This is a genomic window from Micromonospora orduensis (assembly GCF_006228125.1).
Classification (GTDB): Bacteria; Actinomycetota; Actinomycetes; order Mycobacteriales; family Micromonosporaceae; genus Micromonospora; species Micromonospora orduensis.
In genome coordinates, this window is the sequence record NZ_VDFY01000190.1 from 63,012 (window position 1) to 86,590 (window position 23,579).

A 23,579-nucleotide genomic window follows, 5' to 3' on the forward strand; every position below is an offset into this window, starting at 1 on the left:
CGGTGCCCGGGTCAGGCTAGTCCAGCGTCAGCAGGCCCTGTTCGGACACCACGCGCACGGACAACGTCTTGTACCCGACCTCGTCGAACAGAACCGTCATCTTGTCGTCCTCGTACCCGAGCACCATGCCGTGCCCCCACTCCGGGTGGCGGACCTGGCTGTGCACCGGGAACGGCCCGACCGCGCCCTGGTCGGCGACGCTGGTGCCGTTGTGGCAGTTGTCGCAGTGCGCGCAGACCTTCGTCATCTGCTCGCCGAAGTAGGCCAGCAGGGTCTGCCCCCGGCAGGCGGTGGTCTCGGCGAAGGCCCGCATCATGTCGGTCCGCGAGCGGGTGACCGTCTGCTGCCGTTCCGCCTCGGCCAGTGCCGCGGCGGCGGCGTCGGTCGGGTTGGGGGAGTAGCGGGGCGCGGCGATGCGCTGGCGGGCGCGCGGCTCGGCGGCGCCGACCTGCTCCAGCAACGAGAGGTACTGCCCCAGCTTGCGCGGCCCGAGCCCGGTGGCCTCGCGCAGCTCGGTCTTCGTGGCCGGCTTGCGGCGCAGCAGCGCGGCGAGGTCGCGCAGTTCGGTTTCGTCGGGCAGACCGCCGCTGAAGAACCGTTGCAGGCCCACGTCCTCGGCCTGCCAGAGCAGCAGCACCCGGGCCGGCTCGCCGTCGCGGCCCGCCCGGCCGATCTCCTGGAAGTAGCTGTCCGGTGAGTCGGGCAGCGCCATGTGCACCACCCAGGCGATGTCCGGCTTGTCGATGCCCATGCCGAACGCCGAGGTGGCCACCATGATCGGCACCTGGTCCGCGAGGAACGCCTCGTGCAGCTCCGCACGCGGACCGGCGGCCATCCCACCGTGGTAGAACTGCGCCGGGAAACCCGCGTCGGTCAACCGGGTGGCCAGCTCCTCGGCCGCACGGCGGGTCGGCACGTAGATGATCCCCGGCCGACCCTCGTCACGCAGCAGGGTCATCAGGCGTCGCCACCGGTAGTCCTCGGTGGGGCAGTGCGCCACCTCCAGGAACAGGTTCGGCCGGTCCAGACCGGACACCACCAGCTCCGGGTCGCGCAGCCGCAGCCGGGCGACGATGTCGTCGCGGACCGGCGGGGAGGCGGTGGCGGTCAGCGCGACCACCGGCGGTCGGCCGATGCCCTCGATGAGGTGCCCGAGCGCCAGGTAGTCGGGGCGGAAGTCGTGCCCCCAGGCCGAGATGCAGTGCGCCTCGTCGATCGCCACCAGCGCCGGCTTCAGCGACTTCACCTCGGCCATCCGGTCGGGGTTGCTCAACTGCTCCGGCGTGATGAACAGGAACTCCGCCCGGCCCTCGCGGATCTCGGCGATCGCCTCGGCCTGCTGGGCGGCGGACTCGTTCGAGCTGATCCGCACCGCCCGCAGCTCCGGGCGCTGCCGCTCGTTGAGGGCCGCGATCTGGTCCTGTTGCAGGGCCAGCAGCGGAGAGATCACCACGGTGGGGCCGGGGATCAGACTCGCCGGGATCTGGTAGATCGCCGACTTGCCGGCGCCGGTGGGCAGCACCACCAGTGCGTCGCGTCGCTTCATCACCGCGCGCATGGCGGCCAGCTGGTTGGGCCGCAGCGCGTTCCAGCCGAACAGGCTGCGCGCCGCGCGGCGCAACGACATCGAATGCGTGGACAGTTTCATCGAGGGCCGGAGGTACCCGAGCCCATGACCGCCGAAACACCTTCGGGCGATCATGGGCTCGCGGATTGTCGGCTCAGCGCAGGCGGGGCAGGACCTCGCGCTGGTAGAGGTCGAACAGGCCCTGGTAATGGGGGCCGGTGTTGGCCACGTACACCTCGTCGAAGCCGGCCTTGGCGTACCGGTCGATCATCTCCAGGTGCGCGTCGGCGCTGTTGCCGCAGACGAACGCCTCCTTCATCATCTCCGGCTTGACCAGCTCGCTGGCCTGCTCGAAGTGCCGCGGCGAGGGCAGCACCTGGGACAGCTCACCGGGCACCCCGGCGTTGGGCCACCGTTCGTACGCGATCCGCACGCCCTCGTCCTCACTGTCCGCATATGCCGCCTTGAAGCCGCCCTGACACGGCTTGTCTCCGCCGCCGTTCTCCCGGAACCGGCGGACCATGTCGCTGTCCGGCATGGTGCTCACGTACCCGTCTCCGATGCGGGCGGCCAGGTCGATGGCCTTGGGGCCGAACCCGGAGACGTAGATCGGCGGGGGAGTGTCGGGCAGCGTGTAGATCCGGGCGTGTTCGACTGTGTAGTGCTTGCCGTGGTGGTTGACGAACCCGCCCTTCCACAGCTCGCGCAGCACCTCGACGGCCTCCTCGAGCAACTCCAGCCGGACGTCGGCCTGCGGCCAGGCGTCGCCGAAGATGTGTTCGTTGAGCGCCTCGCCGGTGCCGACGCCGAGGACGAACCGTCCGCCGTGCAGCACCGCGCTTGTCGCCGCCGCCTGCGCGATCACCGCCGGGTGGATCCGCACGGTCGGGCAGGTCACGGCGGTGGTCACCGGCAGCGAACAGACCTGGCTCAACGCGCCGATCATCGACCAGACGAACGGGCTCTGCCCCTGGGCGTCCAGCCAGGGGTGATAGTGGTCGGAGATCCACAGCGCCTCGAAGCCGGCCTGTTCGGCGCCGCGCGCCTGCTCCAGCAACTCCTCCGGCGTGTACTCCTCACTGGACAGGAAGTAACCGATCTTCATGGTGTCCCCTTCGGCGCGCGTACCTGCTGATGGGGAAGCGGTACCCCGGCGGCCTCCGGTCACACCGGTTTCCGGCGCCGGCGCCGGTCTCAGCGTCGGCCGAACATCGCTCGGATCGCGGCGAGCAGCAGCAGGGCGCCGACGACGAGGCCGAGCAGGCGTACGCCGGGGATGTCGGCCGGGCTCGTCGCGTCGGCAAGCAGGGCGGGATCCATTCCCGAACTCTCCCCGGGACCGCGCCGCCGGGCAACTGTAAGGTTTATTGACTATTGAATCGCTCGGTGTGACCATGGCAGCACCGCCTGCCCGGGCGGTGCGCCGAGGGCGCGCGAGAGATGGGGTACGGGGGCCGCATGAGCGAGCGCAACCAGCGGGTCGGCGGGAACGCGTCGACGCCGGGAACCGACGCCCAGCACCGCGAGGGGATCGCGTGACCGCGCCGGCCGGGCACCTGCCGGCGCTCGCCGCCGCCGTCCTGCAACCCGGGTTCGTCGGCACCACCCCGCCGCCGTGGGTCTGCCGCTGGCTCGGTGAAGGGCTCGGCTCGGTGGTCCTGTTCGCCCGCAACATCGTCGACCCCGCGCAGGTGGCGGCCCTCACGGCCACGCTGCGCGCGGAACGTCCGGACGTCATCGTGGCGATCGACGAGGAGGCCGGCGACGTCACCCGCATCGAGTCCGGCCGGGGCAGCTCCCGGCCCGGCAACTTCGCCCTCGGCGCGGTCGACGACCCGGCGCTGACCGAGGCGGTCGCCCGGGACCTCGGCATCGAACTGGCCGCCGCCGGGGTCACCCTCGACTACGCCCCGGACGCCGACGTCAACTCCAACCCGGACAACCCGGTGATCGGCGTGCGCTCCTTCGGAGCCGACCCGGCGCTGGTCGCCCGGCACACCGCCGCCTGGGTCCGCGGGCTCCAGGCCGGCGGGGTCGCCGCCTGTGCCAAACACTTCCCCGGCCACGGCGACACCCGGGTCGACTCCCACCACGACCTCCCCCGCATCACCGCCGGCCGGGACCGGCTCGACGCCTGCGAGCTGGCCCCGTTCCGGGCCGCCGTGGCCGCCGGGGTGCAGGCGATGATGACCGGCCACCTGCTGGTCCCCGCCCTGGACCCGGAGCTGCCGGCCACCCTGAGCCAGCGCATCCTGGGCGGGCTGCTCCGCGACGAGCTGGGCTTCTCCGGTGTGGTCGTCACCGACGCGGTGGAGATGCGCGCCGTCGCCGACCGGTACGGCTTCGCCGGAGCGGCCGTCCGCGCGCTCGCCGCTGGCGCCGACGCCATCTGCGTCGGCGGCGAACGCGCCGGCGAGCGGGACGCCCGCGAGCTGCGCGACGCCATCGTGGCCGCCGTGGTCTCCGGTGAGCTGCCCGAGGAACGCCTCGCCGAGGCCGCCAAGCGGGTCGGTCAGCTCGCCGCCTGGACGGTCGCCGCCCGCACCGCCCCGACGACCGGGGTGCGCGACGTCACCGACGTCGGGCTCGTCGCCGCCCGACGCGCCGTTCGGGTCACCACGCGACCGGGGCCGGCCGTGCTGCCGCTGACCCGCCCCGCGTACGTGGTCGAGTTCGAGCCGCCGCGCAACATCGCCATCGGCGCCGAGACCCCGTGGGGCATCGGGGAGCCGCTGGGTGAGCTGCTGCCCGGCACCGACACGGTCCGCTACGCCGACCCGGACGTGCCGGCCGACCCGGGCGCCCCGGCGGGTGGGCGTCCCCTGGTGCTTGTGGTCCGCGACCTGCACCGGCACGAGTGGATGCGTGACGCCGTACGGCGGGCGGTCGCGGCCCGTCCGGACGCGGTCGTCGTCGAGCTGGGCGTACCCGAGCTGGTCACCGGGGCGGTGCACCTGGCCACCCACGGCGCCACCCGGGCCAGTGGGCGGGCAGCCGCCGAGGCGCTGACCGGCCGGACCTAGGCCTGCTCGACGACCAGGTCGGCGTACTCGGGGTGTCTGTCGACGAACGCGGCCACGAACGGGCACTGCGGCACCAGCCGGCCACCCCGGGCACGGATCTCGTCCAGGGCGCCCCGGACCAGCGCGCTGGCCACGCCCTTGCCCTGGAAGCCCGGGTCCACCTCGGTGTGGGTGAGGACCAGCACCTCCCCCCGGGGCACGTACGCGGTGAAACCGGCAAGCGCGTCGTCGACAAGGATCTCGAAGCGGTTCTTGGCGGGGTTGTCCTCGACCAGGGTGCTCACCTGGCCATTCTCCCCTCCCGGTCGAGCACCGCGTCGAGTTCGGCGAGCAACCGGTCCACCTCGTCCGCGGTGTTGTAGTGGTAGATGCTGGCCCGCACCGCGCCGCCGCTGTCGCGCAGACCCATCAGCTGGAAGTACTCGTAGGCGTAGTAGTCGCCGGCCGAGAGGCAGAAACCGGCCGCGCCCAACGCCTCCTGGGTGGCCGCCGGAGACATCCCGGCGACCCGGAACGACACCGTCGGGCAGCGCCGCGCCGGCGAGCCGTACACGGTGATCGCCGGCCGCTGTGCCAGCCCGGCGAGCAGCCGCTCCAGCAGTGCCTCCTCGTGCGCCTGGGCGGCGGCCAGACCGGCGCGCAGCCGTGCCCGGCGGTCGCCGACCGCGTCCGGGTCCAGCCCGGCCAGGTGGTCCACGGCCGCGGTGACGCCGGCCAGCAGCGGGAAGCTCGGGGTGCCGTACTCGAACCGGTCCGGCACCGCGTCGGACGACGGCAGCAGCTTCGCCGGGCGCAGCGCCTCCCAGTGGGCCGGGTCGGCCACCATCGCCGCCAGGTGCGGCCCGGACCACTTGTAGGCGCTGGTGACCAGCACGTCGGCGCCGAGCGAGGCCAGCTCGGTCGGTCCGTGCGGCACCGAGTGGACCCCGTCGACGCTGACCAGCGCGCCGACCGCGTGCGCGATCTTGGCGATCCCCGGCACGTCCGGCACGGTGCCGATGGCATTGCTGCCGGCGGTCACCGCCACCAGCCGGGTCCGCTCGCCGACCAGGTCGGCGTACTGCGCGGCGGGCAGCTCGCCGGTGTCCCGGTCGACCTCGGCCCAGCGCACGGTCGCGCCGGCCGCCTCGGCCGCCTGCACCCACGGCCGCACGTTGGCGTCGTGGTCGAGCCGGGACACGACCACCTCGTCGCCCGGCCGCCAGGTCGCGCCGAGCGTGCGGGCCAGGGTGTACGTCAGCGCGGTGGCGCTCGGACCGAGCACCACCCCGGCCGGGTCGGCGTCGAGCAGGTCGGCCACCGCCGAGCGGGCCTCGGCGACCAGCTCCAACGATCGGCGACCCGGTACGAAGGCGGCGCTGCGGTTGCCCACCGCGCTGCGCATGGCGTCGGCGACCGCGTCGATCACACCGGCCGCGGGCTGGGTGCCCCCGGCACCGTCGAAGTGGACGAAGCCCTCGGTCAGGGCGGGGTAGGCGGCCCGGGTGCGGGCGATGTCGAAGGGCATGTCCCGGACCCTAGCCGGTGCTCCTGGCGCCCGGTCGGCCGCCAGGTGATCATCATCGTGGAGGGGGCGTCGCCGACGTCTCGTACTCTTGGCGAGGTGACGAACCGACCCGCCACCATGTCCCTTCCCCCCGTCCGCCGCGCCGCCGGTCTGTTCGCCGGTCTGGCGCTCGGGCTCGCCGTGCTCGCCGGCTGCAGCTCCCAGGGCGCCTCCACCGACTGCGGGCTGGACGCCTGCACGGTCACCTTCGAGCGGGGTGTCGACGCGAGCGCCACCATCCTCGGCGTCGAGGCCAAGCTGGTCGGCGCCGAGGGCGACCAGGTGACCGTCGAGGTCGCCGGCGAGCAGTTGACCCTCACCACCGGGCAGCAGGCCACCGAGGCCGGCGGCTTCGCGGTGACCCTGGACAGCGTCACCGACCAGCAGGTCAAGGTTCGCGTTTCGCGCAATCCGGGCAACTGACCGCTCCGGGCGGCGGTGGCCGACGTTTGGGAATCCCCGAAATCGGAGATTGTGGCGCCATGTCACTTACCCGTAACGCCGAAGCCACCGCCTCCCGTACGGCGGACAGCCGGTGGCTGGAAATCCTCGCCCGGGCCGGCTTCATCGGCTACGGCATCGTCCACCTGCTCTTCGCCTGGCTGGCGTTGCAGATCGCGTTCGGCAGGTCGTCCGCCGACGGCGACCAGTCCGGCGCGCTGCGTACCCTCTCCGAACAGCCCCTCGGCAAGTTCCTCGTCATTGCCACCGCGGTGGGCCTGCTCGCCATGGCGATCTGGCAGGGGCTGGAGGCGGCGGTCGGGCACCGCGCCGAGCGGGGCAAGGAGCGGGTCATGGAGCGGCTCGCCTCGGTCGGTCGGACCATCGTCTACCTCTACTTCGCCTGGACCGCGTTCAAGGTCTTCAGAGACGCCGGGTCGAACAGCGCCGACAAGCAGGAGGCGCTCACCGGAAAGCTGATGACCTCCACCGGTGGCCGCTGGCTGGTCGGCCTGGCCGGGCTGGTGCTCGCCGCGATCGGCATCGGCCTGGTGATCTACGGGGTGCTCAAGAAGTTCGAAAAGCACCTCAAGACCGGCGAGATGAGCCCGAAGACCCGCCAGTTGGCCCGCCGCCTCGGCATCGCCGGCTACGCCGCCAAGGGCGTCGCGTACGGCATCGCCGGTCTGCTGGTCATCGTGGCGGCGGTGAACTACGACCCGGAGAAGGCCCGGGGTCTGGACGCCGCGCTGCACACGCTGCAGGAGCAGTCGTACGGCACGTTCCTGCTGACCCTGGTCGCCCTGGGCATCGCCGCCTTCGGCGTCTACTGCTTCCTCCAGTCCCGGTACCGCAAGGTCTGAGCTGGTCGATTCCGGGGACGTCGGGCACTATTGGGCTTTTGCCCGAAGCGCCGACGTCTGCTCGAAGGGAAGCACCGAACCCGTGCAGAGTTATCTCACGACGGCCGTCGCCGCGCTCGCCGCAGCGGCGGTCGCCCTTTTCCTGGTCGAGGTCGTCCATCGGCTCACCCGGCGGTTCGGCCGTCGGTCGCAGCTGTTGACCGAGCTGACCGATCACGCGCACCGCCCGTTCCAGGTCGCCGGGACGGTCCTGGCCGTGCAGTTCGCCGTCCGGTTCAGCACCGGGTACGCCGTCGGCGAGCACTGGCGGCAGCTGCTGCTGCACCTGCTCGTCCTCGGCGTGATCGCCACCGCCGCCTGGCTGGTCGCGTCGCTGCTGGTCGTGGTGGAGGACACCGCGCTGGCCCGCTTCCGCGTCGACGTACCGGACAACCGGCACGCCCGGCGCGTCCGTACCCAGGTGGTGATGCTGCGCCGACTCACCATCGCGGTGATCGTCATCCTGACCGTCGGCGTGATGCTCATGACGTTCCCGAGCGTGCGCGGCATCGGCGCCGGTGTGCTGACCTCTGCCGGTGTGGTCGGTGTGGTGGCCGCCCTGGCCGCGCAGAGCCTGCTCGGCAACGTCTTCGCCGGCCTCCAGCTCGCCTTCAGCGACGCCGTCCGCCTCGACGACGTCGTGGTCGTCGAGGGGGAGTGGGGCCGCATCGAGGAGCTGACCCTCAGCTACGTGGTGGTGCAGATCTGGGACGACCGGCGGCTGATCCTGCCCACCTCGTACTTCACCAGCAAGCCCTTCCAGAACTGGACCCGCACCGAGGCGGCTGTGCTCGGCACCGCCGAGTTCGACGTCGACTGGGCCGTGCCGGTGCAGGCCATGCGGGAGGAGCTGCGCCGCCTGGTGGAGGGCACCGAGCTGTGGGACGGGCGGGTCTGCGTCCTGCAGGTCACCGACGCCACCGGCGGAACGGTCCGGGTACGCGCGCTGGTCAGCGCCGCCGACGCCGGCAGCCTGTGGGATCTGCGCTGTCTCGTCCGCGAACACCTGGTCGCCTGGATCCGGGACAACCGGCCCACCGCGATGCCCCGGATGCGTACCGAGCTGGGCGACGCCAGCAGTAACCTGCCGTGGCAGTGGGTGCAGCCCCGCCGGCCGGTGCGCCGCCCGGGCGGCACCGAGGCCCCCGACGACGCCCGCGTCTTCGGCGGCAGCGACGACGGCGACGCCCGCAGCGAGGCCTTCGTGGGCCCCGACGAAACCTCCTCCGCGTCCCTGCGCCCCTAACCCGCGCGAGTCGGGGCGGTTGAGAGGTTTGGGCCGGCTTGGGTGGGGGATCCGCTGCCGGACTTCTCTGTCGCGGGCGGCCGACGGGCGCCCGATTTCGGCGGCGCGGCGACCGGACGACAGGGACGGAGACCTGCTCGCCGCGCTTTAGGATTGACGGGCGGCGACTCCGGGCATACAGCGCGGTGATGAGGAAAGGAGGACAGCATGGCTGACGTGGCGAACGCCCGCACACCCCGCAACGGGAGCGAGCCCTCCACCGCCGAGCTGGTGCAGCGAGCCACCGAGCAGGTCTCCCGCCTCGTACGGGACGAACTGGCGCTGGCCCGGGCGGAGTTGACCCAGAAGGGCAAGCACGCCGGTATCGGGATCGGCCTGTTCGGCGGCGGCGGAGCGATGGCGTTCTACGGCCTGGGAGCACTTGTCGTCACGGCGATCCTGCTGCTCGACCTGGTGCTGCCCGCCTGGGCCGCCGCGCTGATCGTGGCGGTGGCGCTCTTCCTGGTCGCCGGCATCCTCGCCCTGGTGGGCAAGAAGCAGGTCAGCCGTGCCGTCCCACCGGTTCCGGCGGCAACGGTGCGTAGCCTGCGGGCCGACGTGGACACTGTGGCCGCCGCGGTGAAGGACAGGGGACGGGCATGACGGGTAACGGGACCGGCGACACGGAGGCGCTCCGCGAGGAGATCCGTCGTACCCGGGTCGAGTTGGGCGAGACGATGGAGGCGCTGGCCGCCAAGGCCGACGTCAAGGCGCGCCTGAAGGAGTCCGCCGGGCAGGCACGGGAGCGGATGCGCGAGCAGGCGGCGCAGACCGTGGCCCGGGTCCGGGGGCAGGCCGTACGCCACGCCGAGGACGTGCGGGCGCAGGCGTACGACAAGGGGGAGCTGGTCCGGCGGAATCCGGTGCCGTGGGCGACGGTGGCCGCCGGCGCGGTGGCCGCCGTGGTGTTGCTGATGATCGTGCGGGGGAGGCGTAGGTGAGCAAGAGCATCGGCAGGGTCGCGTACCGGCCGGCCGGCATCCTGTTGGGTATCGCCGCGGGTACGGTGGCGGGCGCGATCTTCCGGCAGGTCTGGAAGGTCACCGCGGGCGACGGTGAGGCGCCCAGCGCCACCGACGAGGACCGCGGTTGGGGCGAGATCCTCGCCGCCGCGGCACTGCAGGGGGCCATCTTCGCGGTGGTCCGGGCTGCCGTGGACCGGGGTGGAGCGGTCGGCGTACGCCGGATGACCGGCCACTGGCCGGACTGACCAGACACATCGACATCGGCCCCCTTCCCATATCGACGGGAAGGGTGCCTTTCGCACGGCAGAGCACGACGCCCAGCGATCTCGGGCATCCGTCAGGTCACATGTCGGAGAAATTCGTCGGAGAGGTCGTGCAGAGTTTTTGCGTACGTGATTTGCTGTTCCACGCTGTTGCGAGATGGCGTGGGTTGAGAGAAGCCTCCTTTGTGGGGCCGCCTCAGACGCCGCTGCTCGAAAACGGCCAATCGGCCGCACGGCGTGCACGGCCGCCAGTTTTAGAAGGAGATACACATGGCGCAGGGAACCGTGAAGTGGTTCAACGCTGACAAGGGCTTCGGCTTCATCACCGTCGACGGCGGGGGTGCTGACGTGTTCGTCCACTTCTCGGCCATCCAGACCAGCGGCTACCGCACGCTGGAGGAGAACCAGCGGGTGGAGTTCGAGATCGCTCAGGGTCAGAAGGGCCCGCAGGCTGAGCAGGTCCGTCCCATCTGAGTGGTGTGGCCGGCCCCCGCCGGCCAGTGGGACGATCCGGCCAGGGGTCGTTGTGCAGCCCCGTATCCCTCCCGGGATACGGGGCTGTTCCACGTCTGGGGACCGCGGGTCAGCGTCGGCGGCGCGACCGCAGGCCGAACCAGATCACCACGAGACCGGCCAGCGCCACGATCGGGCCGAGTACCGCCCAGAACCGCTCGTCGGTCATCACGCTGCCACCGACGTAGCCGAGGCCCTGCACCGTCCACACCGCACCGACCACGACCGCCAGCAGGCCGAGACTGAGCGTGAGCCAACCCCTCATCGCGTCCCCTCTCCACCGGACGGTCCGAAGCCGCGCCGCGCCAGCCATCCAGCATCGCCGGCCGGGCGGCGCGACGCGAGCACCAGTGGTGGGCGGGTCACCACCGGTCGTGCACCTGCGGGCGGATCAGCTCGTCGTAGACCTCGCGTACCCCGGCCAACTGCTCGGCGGTGAGCGGCGCCTGGGCCGCGGTGGCCGCGTTGCGCCGCGCCTGCTCGGCGTCGCGGGCGCCGGGGATGACGACTGTGACGCCGGGCTGGTCCACCACCCAGCGCAGGGCGAACTGCGCCATCGTGCGGTCCGCGTCGACAAGCGGCGCGAGCCGGCGTACGGCGGCCAGACCGCGCTCGAAGTCGACGCCGGAGAACGTCTCGCCGACGTCGAACGCCGCGCCGTGCCGGTTGTAGTTGCGGTGGTCGTCGGCGGGGAACTCGGTGTGCTCGTCGTACCGGCCGGAGAGCAGGCCGCTGGCCAGTGGCACCCGGGCGATGATGCCGACCCCGGCCGCCGAGGCCGCCGGCAGGACCTGCTCCAGCGGCTTGTGGCGTACCGCGTTGAGGATGATCTGGACACTGGCCACACCCGGTCGGGCGATGGCGGTGAGGGCCTGGTCGCAGGTCTCCACGCTGACGCCGTACCCGGCGATGGCCTTCTCGGCGACGAGGGTGTCCAGGGCGTCGAAGACCTCGTCGGAGGCGAACACGGCGGTGGGCGGGCAGTGCAGCTGGACCAGGTCCAGTGTGTCCATGCCCAGGTTGGCCCGGGACCGGTCGGTCCACTGCCGGAAGTTGGCAAGGCTGTACGCCTCCGCGCGCTGCTCGACGCGGCGGCCCATCTTGGTGGCGACGGTCAGCCCGGCGTCGGGGCGGGAGCGGAGGAAACGGCCGATGAGCTGCTCGCTGCGGCCGTCGCCGTACACGTCGGCGGTGTCGAGGAAGGTGACCCCGGCGTCCACGGCGGCGGTGAGCACGGCCGTCGCGTCGGCCTCGCTGACGGTGCCCCAGTCGGCGCCGAGCTGCCAGGCGCCCAGGCCGACCACTCCGACGCTCCGGCCGAGCCGGTTGAAGCTGCGCTGTTCCATGCCCCGAGCCTAGTGATCGGGTTGCTGGGCTGCCACGCGAGCCGTACCTTAAACAAGACGGACGTACGGTTTGGGAGGCGATCATGTGGGATCCGACGACGTACCTGCGCTACGCGGACGAGCGGTCCCGGCCGTTTAACGACCTGGTCGCCCGGATCCCAGCCGAACGACCCCGTACCGTGGTCGACCTCGGCTGCGGCCCCGGGCAGCTCACCGCCACCCTCGCCGAGCGCTGGCCGACGAGCCGTGTGGTCGGCCTCGACTCCTCACCCGAGATGATCGACCGGGCCGCCGCCCTGGACGCCCCTGTCGCCGTCGCCGTCGCCGACGTCCGCGACTGGCGGCCGGCCGGCGACGAGGACGTGGTCGTCACCAACGCCGTCCTGCAGTGGGTCCCCGAGCACCGGGAGCTGCTGCGCCGCTGGGCCGCCGAGCTGCCCACCGGCGCGTGGCTGGCCATGCAGGTCCCCGGCAACTTCGACGCCCCCTCGCACCGGGCGCTGCGCGAGGTCGCCGGCCGCCCCGCCTGGCGTGCCGAACTGGCCCCCCTGCTGCGCGCCGACCCGGTCGACGACCCCGCCGACTACGCCGCGCTGCTGACCGCCGCCGGCTGCGCCGTGGACGCCTGGGAGACTACCTACGTGCACCTGCTGCCGGCCCAGCCCGCCGCCGACCACCCGGTGCTGGCCTGGATGGAGGGCACAGCCCTGCGTCCGGTCCGCGCCGCGCTGGACGCCGCCGGCTGGTCCGCCTTCCGCGCCGAGCTGGGGGTACGCCTCACCGCCGCGTACCCGGTCCGGCAGGGTCGGGTGTACTTCCCGTTCCGCCGCGTCTTCGTCGTCGCGCAGACCGGCGACCGTGCCGAGGAGATTTCGTGACCGACCTGTCCACCTTCATCGCCGGCCTGCCCAAGGTCGAGCTGCACGTGCACCACGTCGGCTCCGCCTCGCCCCGGATCGTCTCCGAGCTGGCGGCCCGGCACGAGGGTCGCACCCCGGTGCCGGCCGACCCGGCGGCGCTCGTCGACTACTTCGAGTTCCGCGACTTCGCGCACTTCATCGAGGTGTACCTGAGTGTCGTCGACCTCATCCGCGACCCCGAGGACGTCTGGCTGCTCACCCACGAGGTCGCCCGGGAGCTGGCCCGCCAGCAGGTCCGGTACGCGGAGCTGACCATCACGCCGTACTCGCACGTGCGACGGGGCATCCCCGCGCCGGCGTTCTGCGAGGCGATCGAGGACGCCCGCAAGCGCGCCCTGGCCGACTTCGGCATCGAGCTTCGGTGGTGCTTCGACATCCCCGGCGAAGCCGGCCTGCCCGCCGCCGAGGAGACCCTGCGCGTCGCGCTGGAGGAACGCCCCGACGGGCTGATCAGCTTCGGACTGGGCGGTCCGGAGATCGGCGTACCCCGACCGCAGTTCCGGCCCTTCTTCGACCAGGCCCGCGCGGCCGGACTCCGCTCGGTGCCGCACGCCGGGGAGACCACCGGCCCGCAGACCGTCTGGGACGCGCTGCGCGAGCTGGGCGCCGAGCGGATCGGCCACGGCATCTCCGCCGCGAAGGATCCGGAGTTGCTCGCGTACCTGGCCGAACGGCAGATCGGGATGGAGGTCTGCCCGACGTCCAACGTGCGGACCCGGGCCGTGGCCAACCTCGACGAGCACCCGCTGCCCCGGCTCGTGGAGGCGGGCCTGCTTGTCACCATCAACTCCGACGACCCGCCGATGTTCGGCACCACCCTCAACGACGAGTACGCGGTGGCGGCCCGGCTGCTCGGGGCGGGGCCGCAGGGGCTGGCCGGGTTGGCCCGCAACGCGGTGGCCGCGTCGTTCCTGGACCCGGCCGGCAAGCGGGGGATCACCGCCGAGATCGACGCGTACCTCGCCGCCGCCGGCTGAACGGGCCGCCGGGAGCAGGGCGCGCGGCGGGAGCGTGGGTGTGGGGGGACCTGTTGCTCCCGCCGCGCGCGCGGCTCCACCGACCGGTGGGTGCACGGTGCGGTGGTCGGTGGAACTGGTGGGTTCGTGCGTCGATCCTGTCAGCCCGCGGCTGATCCACCTCGGTCGTTAACCGCGATCTAAGGAAGACTTGCGCCGGGGCACAGCCCGGGTGCTCAGTCGTCGGTGGGGCGCTGCCGGGGCCACCGGCGACCGCTGGCCTTCTGCTCCCGGGCGTCGCGCGCCATCCGGCCCACCAGACCGAAACGGCTGACCTGCCGGGGCGTCGCCTCCGGGTCGGCGAGCAGCATCACCACGCTCGCCCCGCCCAGCCGGGCCCGGTCGATGCTCACCGATCCGTTGGCCTGCAACGCCACCCGCTTGGCGATGTCCAACCCGAGGCCCGTCGAGCCCTGGTCGCTGGCCCCCCGACGCAGCGCCCGGTCCGGGTTGGCGATGCCGGGGCCGGCGTCGTCGATCCGGATCGCCACATAACCGTCGCGGCGGGACACCGCCACCTCGAACGCGGTGCCCTGCGGGGTGTAGCGGAAGACGTTGCCGATCACCGCGTCCAGCGCGGCGGCCAACTCGGCGCGGGGCACCGGCGCCGGGATGCGCAGCTGCGCGCCGGTCACCCGCTGCGGCCGGTTCTGGTCGCCAGCGAGGGCCGCCCAGAACACCATCCGGTCCCGGACCACCTCGCTGACGTCGCACATCGCCGGCCCGGCCTCGTGCGCCACCGCCTTGCGCGTGGTCTTGATCAGCACGTCGATCTCACCCTCCAGGGTGACGATCGCCTGCCGGATCCGCCGGATCCCGCGCCTGCGGTCCAGTTCGGCCTCGGAGAACGACCCCACACTGGTGTCGTCGGACTCCAACGCCTCCGCGTCCAGCCGCAGCACGGTCAACGGGGTACGCAGCCGGTGCGACAGGTCGGCCACCAGCTCCCGCTCGTCGGTGCGCGCGGCGTCCAGCCGGTCCGCCATCCGGTTGAAGGCGTACCCGGCCTCGGCCAGCTCCCGGGGGCCGGTCGGCTCCACGCGGACCCCGAGGTCGCCGTCGCCGATGGAGAGGGCGGCCTTGACCAGGCCACGGGTCGCGTCCACCGCGCGGGCGGCGACCCGGTCGAGGACCAGCACCGCCGCGCCGGTCATCGCCGCGCCCACCGCGAACAACAGCAGCCAGGTGCCGCCGGCACCCCCGCCCAGCGCCGAGTCGGGCACGAACACCTCGACCACGGCCGTCCGGTCGCCCAGCACCACCGGATCGAGCCGGACGACCCCGCCGTCGACGTCGGCGACCATCGAACGGCGGTCGGCGCGGGCCTGGTCCAGATCGCTGCCACCGGCCCGGCCGGCGGACTCGTCCAACCCCAACCCGTGCACGACGGGACGGGTCGGCGCGCCCTCGGCGCTGGCCACCACGGCCCGCTCGACCACCGCCGGGTCGGTGCTCACCGCCAGCGCGCCGGTCACCAGCGCGCTACGACGGGCCGCCTCGGCGATCGCCTCCTGGCGGTTCTGCTCCCGCAGACTCAGCCCCAGGGGGATCAGGAACGCGAGCGCGACGAGACTGCACATGCCGGCCGTGAGCAGGGCCAGCGCGGACCTCAGTCCGGCGCCACCAGCCGGAACCCGACCCCCCGCACGGTGCGCAGGTAGCGCGGCTTCGCCGCGGACTCGCCCATCTTTCGGCGGAGCCAGTACAGGTGAACGTCGATGGTCTGATCCTCGCCGACCGATGGCTGACGCCATACCTCCTCCAAGAGCTCCCGGCGGGACACTACCCGCCCGGGTCGTGCGGCGAGATAGGCCAGCAGGTCGAATTCCTTGCGGGTCAGCGCCAGCGCCTCTCCGTCGAGCTGGGCGCTGCGCTCACCGACGTCCACCCGCAGCCCGCCCACGGTGTGCACCGCGGGCTGCACCGTCCGGCTGGCCCGCCCGGCCCGCCGCAGCACGGTGGTGATCCGGGCGTCCAGGTGCGCGCCGGTGAACGGCTTGACCATGTAGTCGTCGGCGCCGGCGCGTAGCAGCTTCACCACCGACTGCTCGTCGTCCCGGGCGGTGGCGATGATGATCGGGACGTCGGTGATGCCGCGCAGCATCCGCAACGCGTCCGAACCGTCCAGGTCAGGCAGACCGAGGTCCAACACCACCAGGTCGGGTGTCTCGGCGGCGACGCGGCGCAGGGCGTCCAACGCCGTACCCACGGCGTGCACGGCGTGCCCCCGGTCGGTGAGGGACCGCAGCATCGCGCCGCGTACGACGTGATCGTCTTCGACCAGGAGCACGGAGGCCACCACAAGACCGTACTTGGCCTGGCAAGTTGATCGCGTTGCGGCGTACCTGGGAAGCGGGCAAGCTGGTACGACGATGTCGTTCACCCTGTTCGTCGATGCCCGCCTGGCGCTCGCCCGGGACAGCCTCGCCGGCCTCTCCACCGGCGACGCGCTCGGCGCGCGGTACTTCCTGCCAAGCTCGGCGTCGCCCGATCTCGACGCGGGCGCGCTGCCCGCGGCGCCCTGGGAGTGGACCGACGACACCGAGATGGCCTGCTCGGTCCTCGCCGAGCTGTCCGAATCCGGCGGCATCGACCGGGACCGGCTGGCGTTGGCGTTCGCCAGGCGGTGCTCCCCGCACCGGGGCTACGGCGCCGGTGCGATGGCGATCCTGCGGCTCATCCGCACCGGCACGCCGTGGCCGCTGGCGGCCGCGTCCGCCTTCGACGGCGAGGGCTCGTGCGGCAACGGCGCGGCGATGCGGGTGGGTCCGCTGGGCGCGTACTTCGCCGACTCGACCGCCCGCGCGGCGGCGCAGGCCCGCGCCTCGGCCGAGGTGACCCACGCGCACCCCGAGGGGATCGCCGGCGCGGTCGCGGTGGCGGTGGCCGCCGCGCTGGCCGCCCGTGCCCGCCTCGACGGGCACCGGCCGGCCCCGGAGCGGCTGCTCGCCGGGATCGCCGCCGCCGTCGACCCGGGCACCGAGGTGCACCGCAGCGTGACCCGGGCGGTCGGGCTGCTCGGCCGGCCGCTGGCCCGGGTGGTGGCCGCGCTCGGCAACGGCTCCCGGGTGACCGCCCAGGACACCGTCGGGTTTGCCCTCTGGGTGGCCGCCACGCACCTGGACGACTATCCGGCGGCGATCCGGCTCTGCGTTCAGGCCGGCGGTGACATGGACACCACGGCCGCCATCGCCGGGGCGGTGGTGGCCGCGTACACCGGCGTCGGCACCCCCGGCGGGGTGCCGGAGTCGTGGCTGTCCGCCCGCGAGCCGTTACCTACCTGGCTCCCCTGACCCGGCCCGACCCCTCGTGGCCCTCGGCGCCGGCCGCCAACCTGTCCTACCACCCCTTTGCTCTGCACCCCTGCGCGCACCAGGCACGGTCCGTAACCGGCGCGTGGGCGGGTGCAGAGCAAAGGGGGGAAGGAGGTTGGTTCGCCCCGGTCTCTGGCCGAGTCCGTCAGCCGGTGTGGACCGGAGCACCGACCGAGGCCGACTCCGACCCGGACGCCGTCGGCGCCCCGGCGCCCTGCGCCCGGTCGGCCTCAGCGGGTTCTGTCGCGTCGTCCTCTGCGCCGGTCACCTCGGCCAGCGCCGCGCCCTCGGCCGGATCGCGCCGCCGCCACCGGCTCACCAGCCAGCCGATCGCCGCGCCGCCCCCCAGGCCCGCCAGCAGCCCGGCGCCCAGCATCGCGTCGGCGCTGCCCGGCTCATCTCCGGAACCGCTCGCCGGGTCCGCCGCCGTCCCGCCACCGGCGTTGGGGTCGGCGTTCGTGCCGGCTCCGTTCGCCGTGCCCGCCGCCGGGGCGCCGTGACCGCCGTGCCCGACCGGTCCCGCCCCACCGGCGGCCGCCGGCAGCAGGGTCAGCACCGGGGCCCGGTGCGGGCCGTCGGCGTCCGCCCACCTGACCACCGTGCCGTCGGCGTACGTCTGGACGACCTCGAAGGTGAGCTTCTCGGCCTGCGGCAGTGGGCCCATGGACAACGCCAGCCGGGCCGGGCCGGGTTTGCCCTCGCCGACCCGCACCCAGGTCACCGCCGTGGTGACGGTGCTCACCCCGGAGGAGTGGATGCCGGTCACCGGCTTGTCCAGGGTGCGGGAGCTGATCCGGGGCGCCCAGCCGTCGACCGACATCGGGTAGACCTCGGCGACCGGCGCGTCGGCCGGCAACCGCACCTCGATCTGCCTGGTCGTCGTGCCGGCCCGCTCCTCCGGCACGCTGAACTCCATCCGAACCGCGTCGCCCTGCCGGGCCTCGGTCGGGGTGGTCGTCACGTCCGCCGCGTACGCCGTCGCGGGCCACAGCAGCAGCCCGGTGGCTGCCAACGCGGTCACCGCCACGATCCGCCGCCGGCGGCCACCGCCGTCCGTGCTCGCCATGTCGTGCCCCCATCCGTGTCGACGCGGCCGGCACCGGTTTCCGGCCACACCCTCTAGTTCGGCTGCGAGCCCTGAAAGGTTCAACGCCGCCCTGACGGAAGGTGCCGTTCCCGGTCGGGGGCGGCGGGACCGATAGCATCGGCAGGAGCCGAGGATCGGCACCGTTTCGTACCGCTTGGAGGAGTCACCGTGTCCGCACCCCGTACCCCCGCCGTGGCCGACCCCGTCGTCGTCGCCGCCGGGACGACGGCGGCCGACGCGGTGGCCGCGGCCGGACTGCCCGCGAACGGCCCCAAGGCGATCGTCGTGGTCCGCGACCCGCAGGGTCAGCTGCGCGACCTGGACTGGTCGCCGGCCGAGGAGACCGTCGTCGAACCGGTAAGCCTGGACTCGCCCGACGGGCTCAACGTGCTGCGCCACTCCACCGCGCACGTGCTCGCCCAGGCCGTGCAGGACATCTTCCCCGAGGCCAAGCTGGGCATCGGCCCGCCCATCGAGAACGGCTTCTACTACGACTTCGACGTCGACAAGCCGTTCCAGCCCGACGACCTCAGCAAGCTCGAGAAGCGCATGCAGGAGATCATCAAGTCCGGGCAGCGGTTCCGCCGCCGCCGCTTCAGCAGCCTCGACGAGGCGCGCGCCGAGCTGGCCGACGAGCCGTTCAAGCTGGAGCTGATCGAGGTCAAGGGCGAGGGCCTGGACACCGACGAGGTGATGGAGGTCGGCGGCGGCGAGCTGACCATCTACGACAACCTCGACGCCAAGGAGGACAAGGTCTGCTGGTCGGACCTGTGCCGGGGCCCGCACCTGCCGACCACCCGGCTGATCGGCGCGTTCAAGCTGATGCGCTCGGCCGCCGCGTACTGGCGGGGGTCGGAGAAGAACCCCCAGCTCCAGCGGGTGTACGGCACCGCGTGGCCGACCCGCGACGAGCTCAAGGCGTACCTGAAGCTGTTGGAGGAGGCCGCCCGGCGCGATCACCGCAAGCTCGGCGCGGACCTCGACCTGTTCAGCTTCCCCGACGAGATCGGCTCGGGCCTCGCGGTCTTCCACCCCAAGGGCGGCATCATCCGCCGCGAGATGGAGCACTACTCGCGGCGGCGGCACGAGGAGGCGGGGTACGAGTTCGTCAACACCCCGCACATCTCCAAGGCGCAGCTGTTCCACACCTCCGGGCACCTGCCGTACTACGCGGACACGATGTTCCCGCCCATGCAGCTCGAAGGCGCGGACTACTACCTCAAGGCCATGAACTGCCCGATGCACAACCTGATCTTCAGGTCGCGGGGGCGGTCGTACCGTGAGCTGCCGCTGCGGATGTTCGAGTTCGGCACCGTCTACCGGTACGAGAAGTCCGGCGTCGTGCACGGCCTGACCCGGGTCCGTGGCCTGACCCAGGACGACTCGCACATCTACTGCACCCGCGAGCAGATGGCCGGCGAGCTGTCCACGCTGCTCAGCTTCGTGCTGGACCTGCTGCGCGACTACGGCCTGGACGACTTCTACCTGGAGCTGTCGACCCGGGACGACTCGCCCAAGTTCATCGGCGCCGACGAGGACTGGGCGGAGGCGACCGAGGCGCTGCGGACCGCCGCCGAGACCTCCGGCCTGGAGCTGGTGCCCGACCCGGGCGGCGCGGCGTTCTACGGGCCGAAGATCTCCGTGCAGGCCCGCGACGCGATCGGCCGGACCTGGCAGATGTCCACCATCCAGGTCGACTTCAACCAGCCGGAGCGGTTCGGGCTGGAGTACCAGGCCGCGGACGGCAGCCGGCAGCGGCCTGTGATGATCCACCGGGCGCTGTTCGGCTCGATCGAGCGGTTCTTCGGGGTGCTCACCGAGCACTACGCGGGAGCGTTCCCGGCCTGGCTGGCGCCGGTGCAGGTGGTGGGTATCCCGATCCGCGAGGACCACACCGACTACCTGCACGGGTTCGTCGCGGCGCTGCGGGCGGAGGGCATCCGGGCCCAGGTGGACGCGGGTGACGACCGGATGCAGAAGAAGATCCGCACGGCGCAGCAGCAGAAGATCCCGTTCATGGTGATCGCCGGTGACGACGACGTGGCCGCCAGCACGGTGTCCTTCCGCTACCGCGATGGCTCGCAGCGCAACGGGGTGCCGATCGCCGAGGCGGTGACGCACGTGCTGGACGTGGTCAGCTCGCGTACCAACATCGGGCCCTCGGCCGCCGCGGAGTAACGCGGTCGCGCGGCCCGCTTGCCGCATGATCGCGCTCGATCCAGGAAGCAGTGGCCTCCCCGGTGCGGGAGGCCACTGCTTCCATGTTCGAGCGCGATCATCGCCCGGAGGCGGCGGCGGTGCCGGCGGCTCCGTCCGGCGGGGTGTCAGACGCCGCAGGTGGGCGCGGACCAGCCCCCGACCGCCGCGACGTGGGTGTGGTCGTTGTGGTCCGGGTAGCCGGGGCCGAGGATCTGCCCGAAGCCGTGGTTGCGGGCCTGCTGGGCCAGCCGACACAACGACGGTGAACCGACCAGGTCGACGGCGTCGCCGTACAGGTGCCGGCTGTTCGACGCTCCGCCTACCGCGCTGTTGCAGGCGGTGCTGCGGAAGCCGCTGCTGATCGCGATGGGCACGTCGCCGAGGGCGTGCCGCAGGGCCTGGAGTTTCCACATCGACACGAGCGCGTTGGCCCGCGCGGTGCTCGCCGCGACCGCCCCGCCGGACCAGGTGCTGTTGCAGTTGTTCAACTCGGCGTAGCTGAAGTTGGCCGGCGTGCAGTCGTCGTCCTGGAGGGCGTAGATCCGGTTGAAGGTCTGCGGGCCGGCGATGCCGTCCGCGGGCAGTCCGTACGCCTGCTGGAACCGGATCACCGCCGAGCGGGTGGCCGGCCCGTACGCGCCGTCGAGGGTGAGTACGGCGCCGTAGCCGGGGTAGCCCGCGACCCGGATCTGGAGTTGCCGGACATCCTCGCCGGATGCGCCCTGGGACAGCGTTCGGCCCCAGGTGTAGCAGCCGTCCGCCTGGGCGGCGCCGGCGGTGAGGGTGATGCCGGTCACCGTGGTGGCGGCGGTCAGCGCGAGTGCCGCGAGGAATCTGCCGAGCCGTCGGATCATGTAACCCTCCATCGCTAGATAGAAATAGCTGAATGCATGGAATTTTCACGGCGCGGCTCCTATCCGTCAACAACTTGCAGCAAGGAGTTTCCGACGGCGGGAGTCGCCGCCCACCGGGCGGCTCCGTAGGATCGGCTCGTGACTGGGGCACAACGGGACACCGACAGCGGCGGCATGGCCGACGGCCTGGAGCGGCTCTGGACGCCGCACCGGATGACCTACATCTCCGGGGAGGACCGGCCCGAGGGCGGCTACGAGAAGCCGACCGGCTGCCCGTTCTGTCTCGCCCCGGGCCTGCCCACCGAGGAGAGCCTCGTGGTGGCCCGCGGCGAACACGTGTTCGTGGTGCTCAACCTCTACCCGTACAACCCGGGCCACCTGCTGGTCTGCCCGTACCGCCACGTGGCCGACTACACCGACCTGGACGTGCCGGAGACCATCGAGCTGGCGTCGTACACCCAGACCGCGATGCGGGTGATCCGCAAGGTGAGCAACGCGCACGGCTTCAACCTGGGCATGAACCAGGGCGGGGTCGCCGGCGCCGGCATCGCCGCGCACCTGCACCAGCACGTGGTGCCCCGCTGGGGCGGCGACGCGAACTTCATGCCGGTGATCGGCCGCACCAAGGTCCTGCCGCAGCTGCTGCACGACACCCGCGACCTGCTCGCCCGCGCCTGGCCGTCCTGACCCCGGGGCTGACGCCGCCGGCCCGCGCCGGTCGGCGTCAGCCGGCGCGCAGCAGCCCGGTCAGCTCCGGCCAGCTCTCCACGCGGTGTACGTGCGGCAGCAGCGCGGCGTACGCGGCGACCTGTGCCGGGCGCGGTCGGAACAGGTAGCGGTGCGGCACCGAATCCAGGTAGCCCAGCACCTCCAGCCTGTCGTCCACGAAGTGGGTCAACCCGAGCCGCCGGGCGATCGGCGCCTTGTCCGGCCGGGTACGGCAGAAGTGCACCCGCTCGACCGGGATGCCCGTACGGGCCGGGAAGTCGTGGTGGGCGAGCCACCCCCTGGTCCGCCGCTCGGTGGCCTCGCCACACTTGGACACCAGGTGCACCTCGTCGAACGCCGGGCCGAGCGCCGCGAGCGCGTCGAACGCCCCGTCGACCGGGGGCGTGCGCAGGTAGTGCGCGCCGAAGAAGGACGTGTCGGCATCCTCGTCCGCCGGCTCGATGATCACGCCGCCGATGTCCACACCCAGCCGTCGCATGGCGACGATCATGCCGCATCGTGACCGTTGCCGCGCACCGCGTGTTCCCGCCCCGGGAGTTGCTACGCGCCGCCCGGTGAAGGTGGCACGATCGGCCGATGGCAGTGACGACACGGACGTTGGGGCGCAGCGGCATCGAGGTCAGCGCCCTCGGCATGGGGTGCTGGGCGATCGGTGGCCCCTGGGCGGAGGGCACCCAGCCGCTGGGCTGGGGCGCGGTCGACGACGACGAGTCGGTGCGGGCCGTACGCCGCGCGCTCGAGGAGGGCGTGACCCTGTTCGACACCGCCGACACGTACGGGGCCGGACACAGCGAGCGGGTGCTCGGCCGGGCGCTCGCCGGCCGCCGCGACGAGGCGGTGATCGCCACCAAGTGGGGCTACACGTTCGACGAGGCGAGCCGGCAGGCGACAGGTGAGGACGCGTCACCGGCGTACCTGCGGCATGCCGTCACCGCCTCGCTGCGCCGGCTGGACACCGACCACATCGACCTCTACCAGCTGCACCTGGCCGACCTGTCGATCCCCCGGGCGGAGGCGCTCATCGGCGCCTGCGAGGACCTGGTCGCCGAGGGCCTGATCCGGGCGTACGGGTGGAGCACCGACCGCCCCGACCGGGCCGCCGCGTTCGGGCAGTCGGCAGCCGGGGCCACCGCCGTTCAGCACGCCCTGTCGGTGCTGCGCGACGCCCCCGAACTGCTGGCCGTCTGCGACAAGTACGACCTGGCCAGCGTCAACCAGGGACCGCTCGGGATGGGCCTGCTCACCGGCAAGTACACGGCCGCGTCGACGTTGCCCCGCGACGACGTGCGAGGGCTCGCGGCGGGCTGGTTGGAGTGGTTCCGGGGTGGCCGGCCGGCGCCGGAGTGGCTGCGCCGCGTCGGCGCGGTCCGGGCCGCGCTCACCGCCGACGGGCGCACCCTCGCCCAGGGCGCGCTGGGCTGGATCTGGGCGCGCAGCGGGCGCACCATCCCGATCCCGGGCTGCCGTACGGTCGCCCAGGTCGAGGAGAACGCCGCCGCCCTGCACCGGGGTCCGCTGCCGGCGGACCAGTTCATCGAGGTGGAACGTCAGCTCGCCGCCCTGCGCACCGCCGCCCTGCGCGACGCCGACCGCCCCCAAGGAACAGACC

The 23,579-nt window shown here is 72.8% G+C and carries 26 protein-coding genes; 14 read left to right on the forward strand and 12 right to left on the reverse strand.

Translation table 11 applies throughout. The features are described from left to right. Nucleotides 1–16: 16 nt before the first annotated feature. The 3 genes from FHG89_RS21925 to FHG89_RS34180 all read right to left on the reverse strand — a co-directional run bounded on the left by FHG89_RS21925 (nucleotide 17) and on the right by FHG89_RS34180 (nucleotide 2,887). Nucleotides 17–1,648, reverse strand: a complete 1,632-nt coding sequence (locus tag FHG89_RS21925) for a RecQ family ATP-dependent DNA helicase (protein WP_139586287.1) — start codon at nucleotides 1,646–1,648, stop codon at nucleotides 17–19. A gap of 73 nt (nucleotides 1,649–1,721) precedes the next feature. After that, nucleotides 1,722–2,672, reverse strand: coding sequence for a TIGR03557 family F420-dependent LLM class oxidoreductase (locus FHG89_RS21930; protein WP_139586288.1), 951 nt, complete (start codon nucleotides 2,670–2,672; stop codon nucleotides 1,722–1,724). Nucleotides 2,673–2,761: 89 nt separating this feature from the next. Continuing rightward, nucleotides 2,762–2,887 (reverse strand): hypothetical protein, encoded by a 126-nt coding sequence (locus FHG89_RS34180; protein ID WP_255421242.1) that lies wholly within the window; start codon nucleotides 2,885–2,887, stop codon nucleotides 2,762–2,764. Between the two features lie 215 nt (nucleotides 2,888–3,102). Here FHG89_RS34180 and FHG89_RS21935 point away from each other — a divergent pair, with 215 nt between their 5' ends. Beyond that, nucleotides 3,103–4,590, forward strand: a complete 1,488-nt coding sequence (locus FHG89_RS21935) for a glycoside hydrolase family 3 protein (RefSeq protein ID WP_139586289.1) — start codon at nucleotides 3,103–3,105, stop codon at nucleotides 4,588–4,590. Here FHG89_RS21935 and FHG89_RS21940 read toward each other — a convergent pair. Together FHG89_RS21940 and FHG89_RS21945 are read right to left on the reverse strand one after the other, a co-directional pair. Next, entirely contained in the window at nucleotides 4,587–4,874 is a 288-nt protein-coding gene (locus FHG89_RS21940) for a GNAT family N-acetyltransferase (protein ID WP_139586290.1), read from the reverse strand. The two genes, FHG89_RS21935 and FHG89_RS21940, sit on opposite strands and share 4 nt — an antisense overlap. Continuing rightward, nucleotides 4,871–6,097: a cysteine desulfurase-like protein gene (locus FHG89_RS21945; RefSeq protein ID WP_139586291.1), complete on the reverse strand. Its 1,227-nt coding sequence runs from the start codon at nucleotides 6,095–6,097 to the stop codon at nucleotides 4,871–4,873. The genes FHG89_RS21940 and FHG89_RS21945 overlap by 4 nt, the downstream gene beginning before the upstream one ends. Before the next feature lie 96 nt (nucleotides 6,098–6,193). Here FHG89_RS21945 and FHG89_RS21950 point away from each other — a divergent pair, with 96 nt between their 5' ends. From FHG89_RS21950 to FHG89_RS21980, 7 genes are all read left to right on the forward strand, one after another. Beyond that, nucleotides 6,194–6,559, forward strand: coding sequence for a hypothetical protein (locus tag FHG89_RS21950; protein ID WP_425280201.1), 366 nt, complete (start codon nucleotides 6,194–6,196; stop codon nucleotides 6,557–6,559). A gap of 59 nt (nucleotides 6,560–6,618) precedes the next feature. Next, nucleotides 6,619–7,440, forward strand: coding sequence for a DUF1206 domain-containing protein (locus FHG89_RS21955; RefSeq protein WP_139586292.1), 822 nt, complete (start codon nucleotides 6,619–6,621; stop codon nucleotides 7,438–7,440). 82 nt (nucleotides 7,441–7,522) lie between these two features. Next, on the forward strand, nucleotides 7,523–8,725 hold the full coding sequence (locus FHG89_RS21960; RefSeq protein ID WP_139586293.1) for a mechanosensitive ion channel family protein: 1,203 nt from the start codon (nucleotides 7,523–7,525) through the stop codon (nucleotides 8,723–8,725). Nucleotides 8,726–8,932: 207 nt separating this feature from the next. Beyond that, nucleotides 8,933–9,367: a phage holin family protein gene (locus FHG89_RS21965; protein WP_139586294.1), complete on the forward strand. Its 435-nt coding sequence runs from the start codon at nucleotides 8,933–8,935 to the stop codon at nucleotides 9,365–9,367. Further along, entirely contained in the window at nucleotides 9,364–9,705 is a 342-nt protein-coding gene (locus FHG89_RS21970; RefSeq protein ID WP_139586295.1) for a DUF3618 domain-containing protein, read from the forward strand. The genes FHG89_RS21965 and FHG89_RS21970 overlap by 4 nt, the downstream gene beginning before the upstream one ends. Further along, nucleotides 9,702–9,974 carry a DUF4235 domain-containing protein gene (locus FHG89_RS21975; RefSeq protein WP_139586296.1) on the forward strand — a complete coding sequence of 91 codons (273 nt, stop codon included), beginning with the start codon at nucleotides 9,702–9,704 and terminating at the stop codon, nucleotides 9,972–9,974. Before FHG89_RS21970 ends, FHG89_RS21975 begins: the two co-directional genes overlap by 4 nt. A 288-nt stretch (nucleotides 9,975–10,262) precedes the next feature. Further along, nucleotides 10,263–10,466, forward strand: coding sequence for a cold-shock protein (locus tag FHG89_RS21980; protein ID WP_007075740.1), 204 nt, complete (start codon nucleotides 10,263–10,265; stop codon nucleotides 10,464–10,466). 109 nt (nucleotides 10,467–10,575) lie between these two features. On the opposite strand, the gene FHG89_RS21985 is transcribed toward FHG89_RS21980, so the two are convergent. Both FHG89_RS21985 and FHG89_RS21990 read right to left on the reverse strand, forming a co-directional pair. Beyond that, nucleotides 10,576–10,818, reverse strand: coding sequence for a hypothetical protein (locus tag FHG89_RS21985; protein ID WP_208761047.1), 243 nt, complete (start codon nucleotides 10,816–10,818; stop codon nucleotides 10,576–10,578). A 49-nt stretch (nucleotides 10,819–10,867) separates the two neighbouring features. Then, on the reverse strand, nucleotides 10,868–11,851 hold the full coding sequence (locus tag FHG89_RS21990) for an aldo/keto reductase (protein ID WP_139586298.1): 984 nt from the start codon (nucleotides 11,849–11,851) through the stop codon (nucleotides 10,868–10,870). A gap of 83 nt (nucleotides 11,852–11,934) precedes the next feature. On the opposite strand from FHG89_RS21990, the gene FHG89_RS21995 reads away from it, so the two are divergent. Both FHG89_RS21995 and FHG89_RS22000 read left to right on the forward strand, forming a co-directional pair. Then, nucleotides 11,935–12,729 (forward strand): trans-aconitate 2-methyltransferase, encoded by a 795-nt coding sequence (locus FHG89_RS21995; protein WP_139586299.1) that lies wholly within the window; start codon nucleotides 11,935–11,937, stop codon nucleotides 12,727–12,729. Then, on the forward strand, nucleotides 12,726–13,748 hold the full coding sequence (locus FHG89_RS22000) for an adenosine deaminase (protein WP_139586300.1): 1,023 nt from the start codon (nucleotides 12,726–12,728) through the stop codon (nucleotides 13,746–13,748). Before FHG89_RS21995 ends, FHG89_RS22000 begins: the two co-directional genes overlap by 4 nt. Before the next feature lie 215 nt (nucleotides 13,749–13,963). Here the strand turns inward: FHG89_RS22000 and FHG89_RS22005 are convergent, their stop codons facing one another. Beyond that, entirely contained in the window at nucleotides 13,964–15,367 is a 1,404-nt protein-coding gene (locus FHG89_RS22005; protein WP_208761048.1) for a HAMP domain-containing sensor histidine kinase, read from the reverse strand. A gap of 29 nt (nucleotides 15,368–15,396) precedes the next feature. Continuing rightward, nucleotides 15,397–16,086: a response regulator transcription factor gene (locus FHG89_RS22010; protein WP_139586301.1), complete on the reverse strand. Its 690-nt coding sequence runs from the start codon at nucleotides 16,084–16,086 to the stop codon at nucleotides 15,397–15,399. Between the two features lie 73 nt (nucleotides 16,087–16,159). Here FHG89_RS22010 and FHG89_RS22015 point away from each other — a divergent pair, with 73 nt between their 5' ends. Then, nucleotides 16,160–17,080, forward strand: coding sequence for an ADP-ribosylglycohydrolase family protein (locus tag FHG89_RS22015; RefSeq protein ID WP_139586302.1), 921 nt, complete (start codon nucleotides 16,160–16,162; stop codon nucleotides 17,078–17,080). Between the two features lie 166 nt (nucleotides 17,081–17,246). Here the strand turns inward: FHG89_RS22015 and FHG89_RS22020 are convergent, their stop codons facing one another. Then, nucleotides 17,247–18,167, reverse strand: a complete 921-nt coding sequence (locus tag FHG89_RS22020) for a DUF1775 domain-containing protein (protein WP_139586303.1) — start codon at nucleotides 18,165–18,167, stop codon at nucleotides 17,247–17,249. A 189-nt stretch (nucleotides 18,168–18,356) separates the two neighbouring features. Here FHG89_RS22020 and thrS point away from each other — a divergent pair, with 189 nt between their 5' ends. Next, nucleotides 18,357–20,366, forward strand: a complete 2,010-nt coding sequence (gene thrS / locus FHG89_RS22025; protein ID WP_139586304.1) for a threonine--tRNA ligase — start codon at nucleotides 18,357–18,359, stop codon at nucleotides 20,364–20,366. Nucleotides 20,367–20,512: 146 nt separating this feature from the next. Here thrS and FHG89_RS22030 read toward each other — a convergent pair whose 3' ends face one another. Then, nucleotides 20,513–21,241, reverse strand: coding sequence for a D-Ala-D-Ala carboxypeptidase family metallohydrolase (locus FHG89_RS22030; RefSeq protein WP_139586305.1), 729 nt, complete (start codon nucleotides 21,239–21,241; stop codon nucleotides 20,513–20,515). Between the two features lie 174 nt (nucleotides 21,242–21,415). Here FHG89_RS22030 and FHG89_RS22035 point away from each other — a divergent pair, with 174 nt between their 5' ends. Continuing rightward, the gene (locus tag FHG89_RS22035) at nucleotides 21,416–21,928 is read left to right on the forward strand and encodes an HIT family protein (protein WP_208761050.1); all 513 of its coding nucleotides are present in this window, start codon (nucleotides 21,416–21,418) and stop codon (nucleotides 21,926–21,928) included. Between the two features lie 37 nt (nucleotides 21,929–21,965). On the opposite strand, the gene FHG89_RS22040 is transcribed toward FHG89_RS22035, so the two are convergent. Next, nucleotides 21,966–22,448, reverse strand: a complete 483-nt coding sequence (locus tag FHG89_RS22040; protein WP_244295708.1) for a hypothetical protein — start codon at nucleotides 22,446–22,448, stop codon at nucleotides 21,966–21,968. A 98-nt stretch (nucleotides 22,449–22,546) separates the two neighbouring features. Here FHG89_RS22040 and FHG89_RS22045 point away from each other — a divergent pair. After that, a partial coding sequence (locus FHG89_RS22045; RefSeq protein ID WP_139586308.1) for an aldo/keto reductase occupies nucleotides 22,547–23,579 on the forward strand: 1,033 nt, incomplete at its 3' end.

What these genes read in the sequence shown, in the direction of transcription:
- FHG89_RS21925 (WP_139586287.1), bottom strand. Translation starts at nt 1,648, where the DNA reads ATGAAACTGTCCACGCATTCGATGTCGTTGCGCCGCGCGGCGCGCAGC.
- FHG89_RS21930 (WP_139586288.1), bottom strand. Translation starts at nt 2,672, where the DNA reads ATGAAGATCGGTTACTTCCTGTCCAGTGAGGAGTACACGCCGGAGGAG.
- FHG89_RS34180 (WP_255421242.1), bottom strand. Translation starts at nt 2,887, where the DNA reads ATGGATCCCGCCCTGCTTGCCGACGCGACGAGCCCGGCCGACATCCCC.
- FHG89_RS21945 (WP_139586291.1), bottom strand. Translation starts at nt 6,097, where the DNA reads ATGCCCTTCGACATCGCCCGCACCCGGGCCGCCTACCCCGCCCTGACC.
- FHG89_RS21955 (WP_139586292.1), top strand. Translation starts at nt 6,619, where the DNA reads ATGTCACTTACCCGTAACGCCGAAGCCACCGCCTCCCGTACGGCGGAC.
- FHG89_RS21965 (WP_139586294.1), top strand. Translation starts at nt 8,933, where the DNA reads ATGGCTGACGTGGCGAACGCCCGCACACCCCGCAACGGGAGCGAGCCC.
- FHG89_RS21970 (WP_139586295.1), top strand. Translation starts at nt 9,364, where the DNA reads ATGACGGGTAACGGGACCGGCGACACGGAGGCGCTCCGCGAGGAGATC.
- FHG89_RS21980 (WP_007075740.1), top strand. Translation starts at nt 10,263, where the DNA reads ATGGCGCAGGGAACCGTGAAGTGGTTCAACGCTGACAAGGGCTTCGGC.
- FHG89_RS21985 (WP_208761047.1), bottom strand. Translation starts at nt 10,818, where the DNA reads ATGGCTGGCGCGGCGCGGCTTCGGACCGTCCGGTGGAGAGGGGACGCG.
- FHG89_RS21990 (WP_139586298.1), bottom strand. Translation starts at nt 11,851, where the DNA reads ATGGAACAGCGCAGCTTCAACCGGCTCGGCCGGAGCGTCGGAGTGGTC.
- FHG89_RS21995 (WP_139586299.1), top strand. Translation starts at nt 11,935, where the DNA reads ATGTGGGATCCGACGACGTACCTGCGCTACGCGGACGAGCGGTCCCGG.
- FHG89_RS22005 (WP_208761048.1), bottom strand. Translation starts at nt 15,367, where the DNA reads ATGTGCAGTCTCGTCGCGCTCGCGTTCCTGATCCCCCTGGGGCTGAGT.
- FHG89_RS22015 (WP_139586302.1), top strand. Translation starts at nt 16,160, where the DNA reads ATGTCGTTCACCCTGTTCGTCGATGCCCGCCTGGCGCTCGCCCGGGAC.
- FHG89_RS22020 (WP_139586303.1), bottom strand. Translation starts at nt 18,167, where the DNA reads ATGGCGAGCACGGACGGCGGTGGCCGCCGGCGGCGGATCGTGGCGGTG.
- FHG89_RS22030 (WP_139586305.1), bottom strand. Translation starts at nt 21,241, where the DNA reads ATGATCCGACGGCTCGGCAGATTCCTCGCGGCACTCGCGCTGACCGCC.
- FHG89_RS22035 (WP_208761050.1), top strand. Translation starts at nt 21,416, where the DNA reads ATGGCCGACGGCCTGGAGCGGCTCTGGACGCCGCACCGGATGACCTAC.
- FHG89_RS22040 (WP_244295708.1), bottom strand. Translation starts at nt 22,448, where the DNA reads ATGCGACGGCTGGGTGTGGACATCGGCGGCGTGATCATCGAGCCGGCG.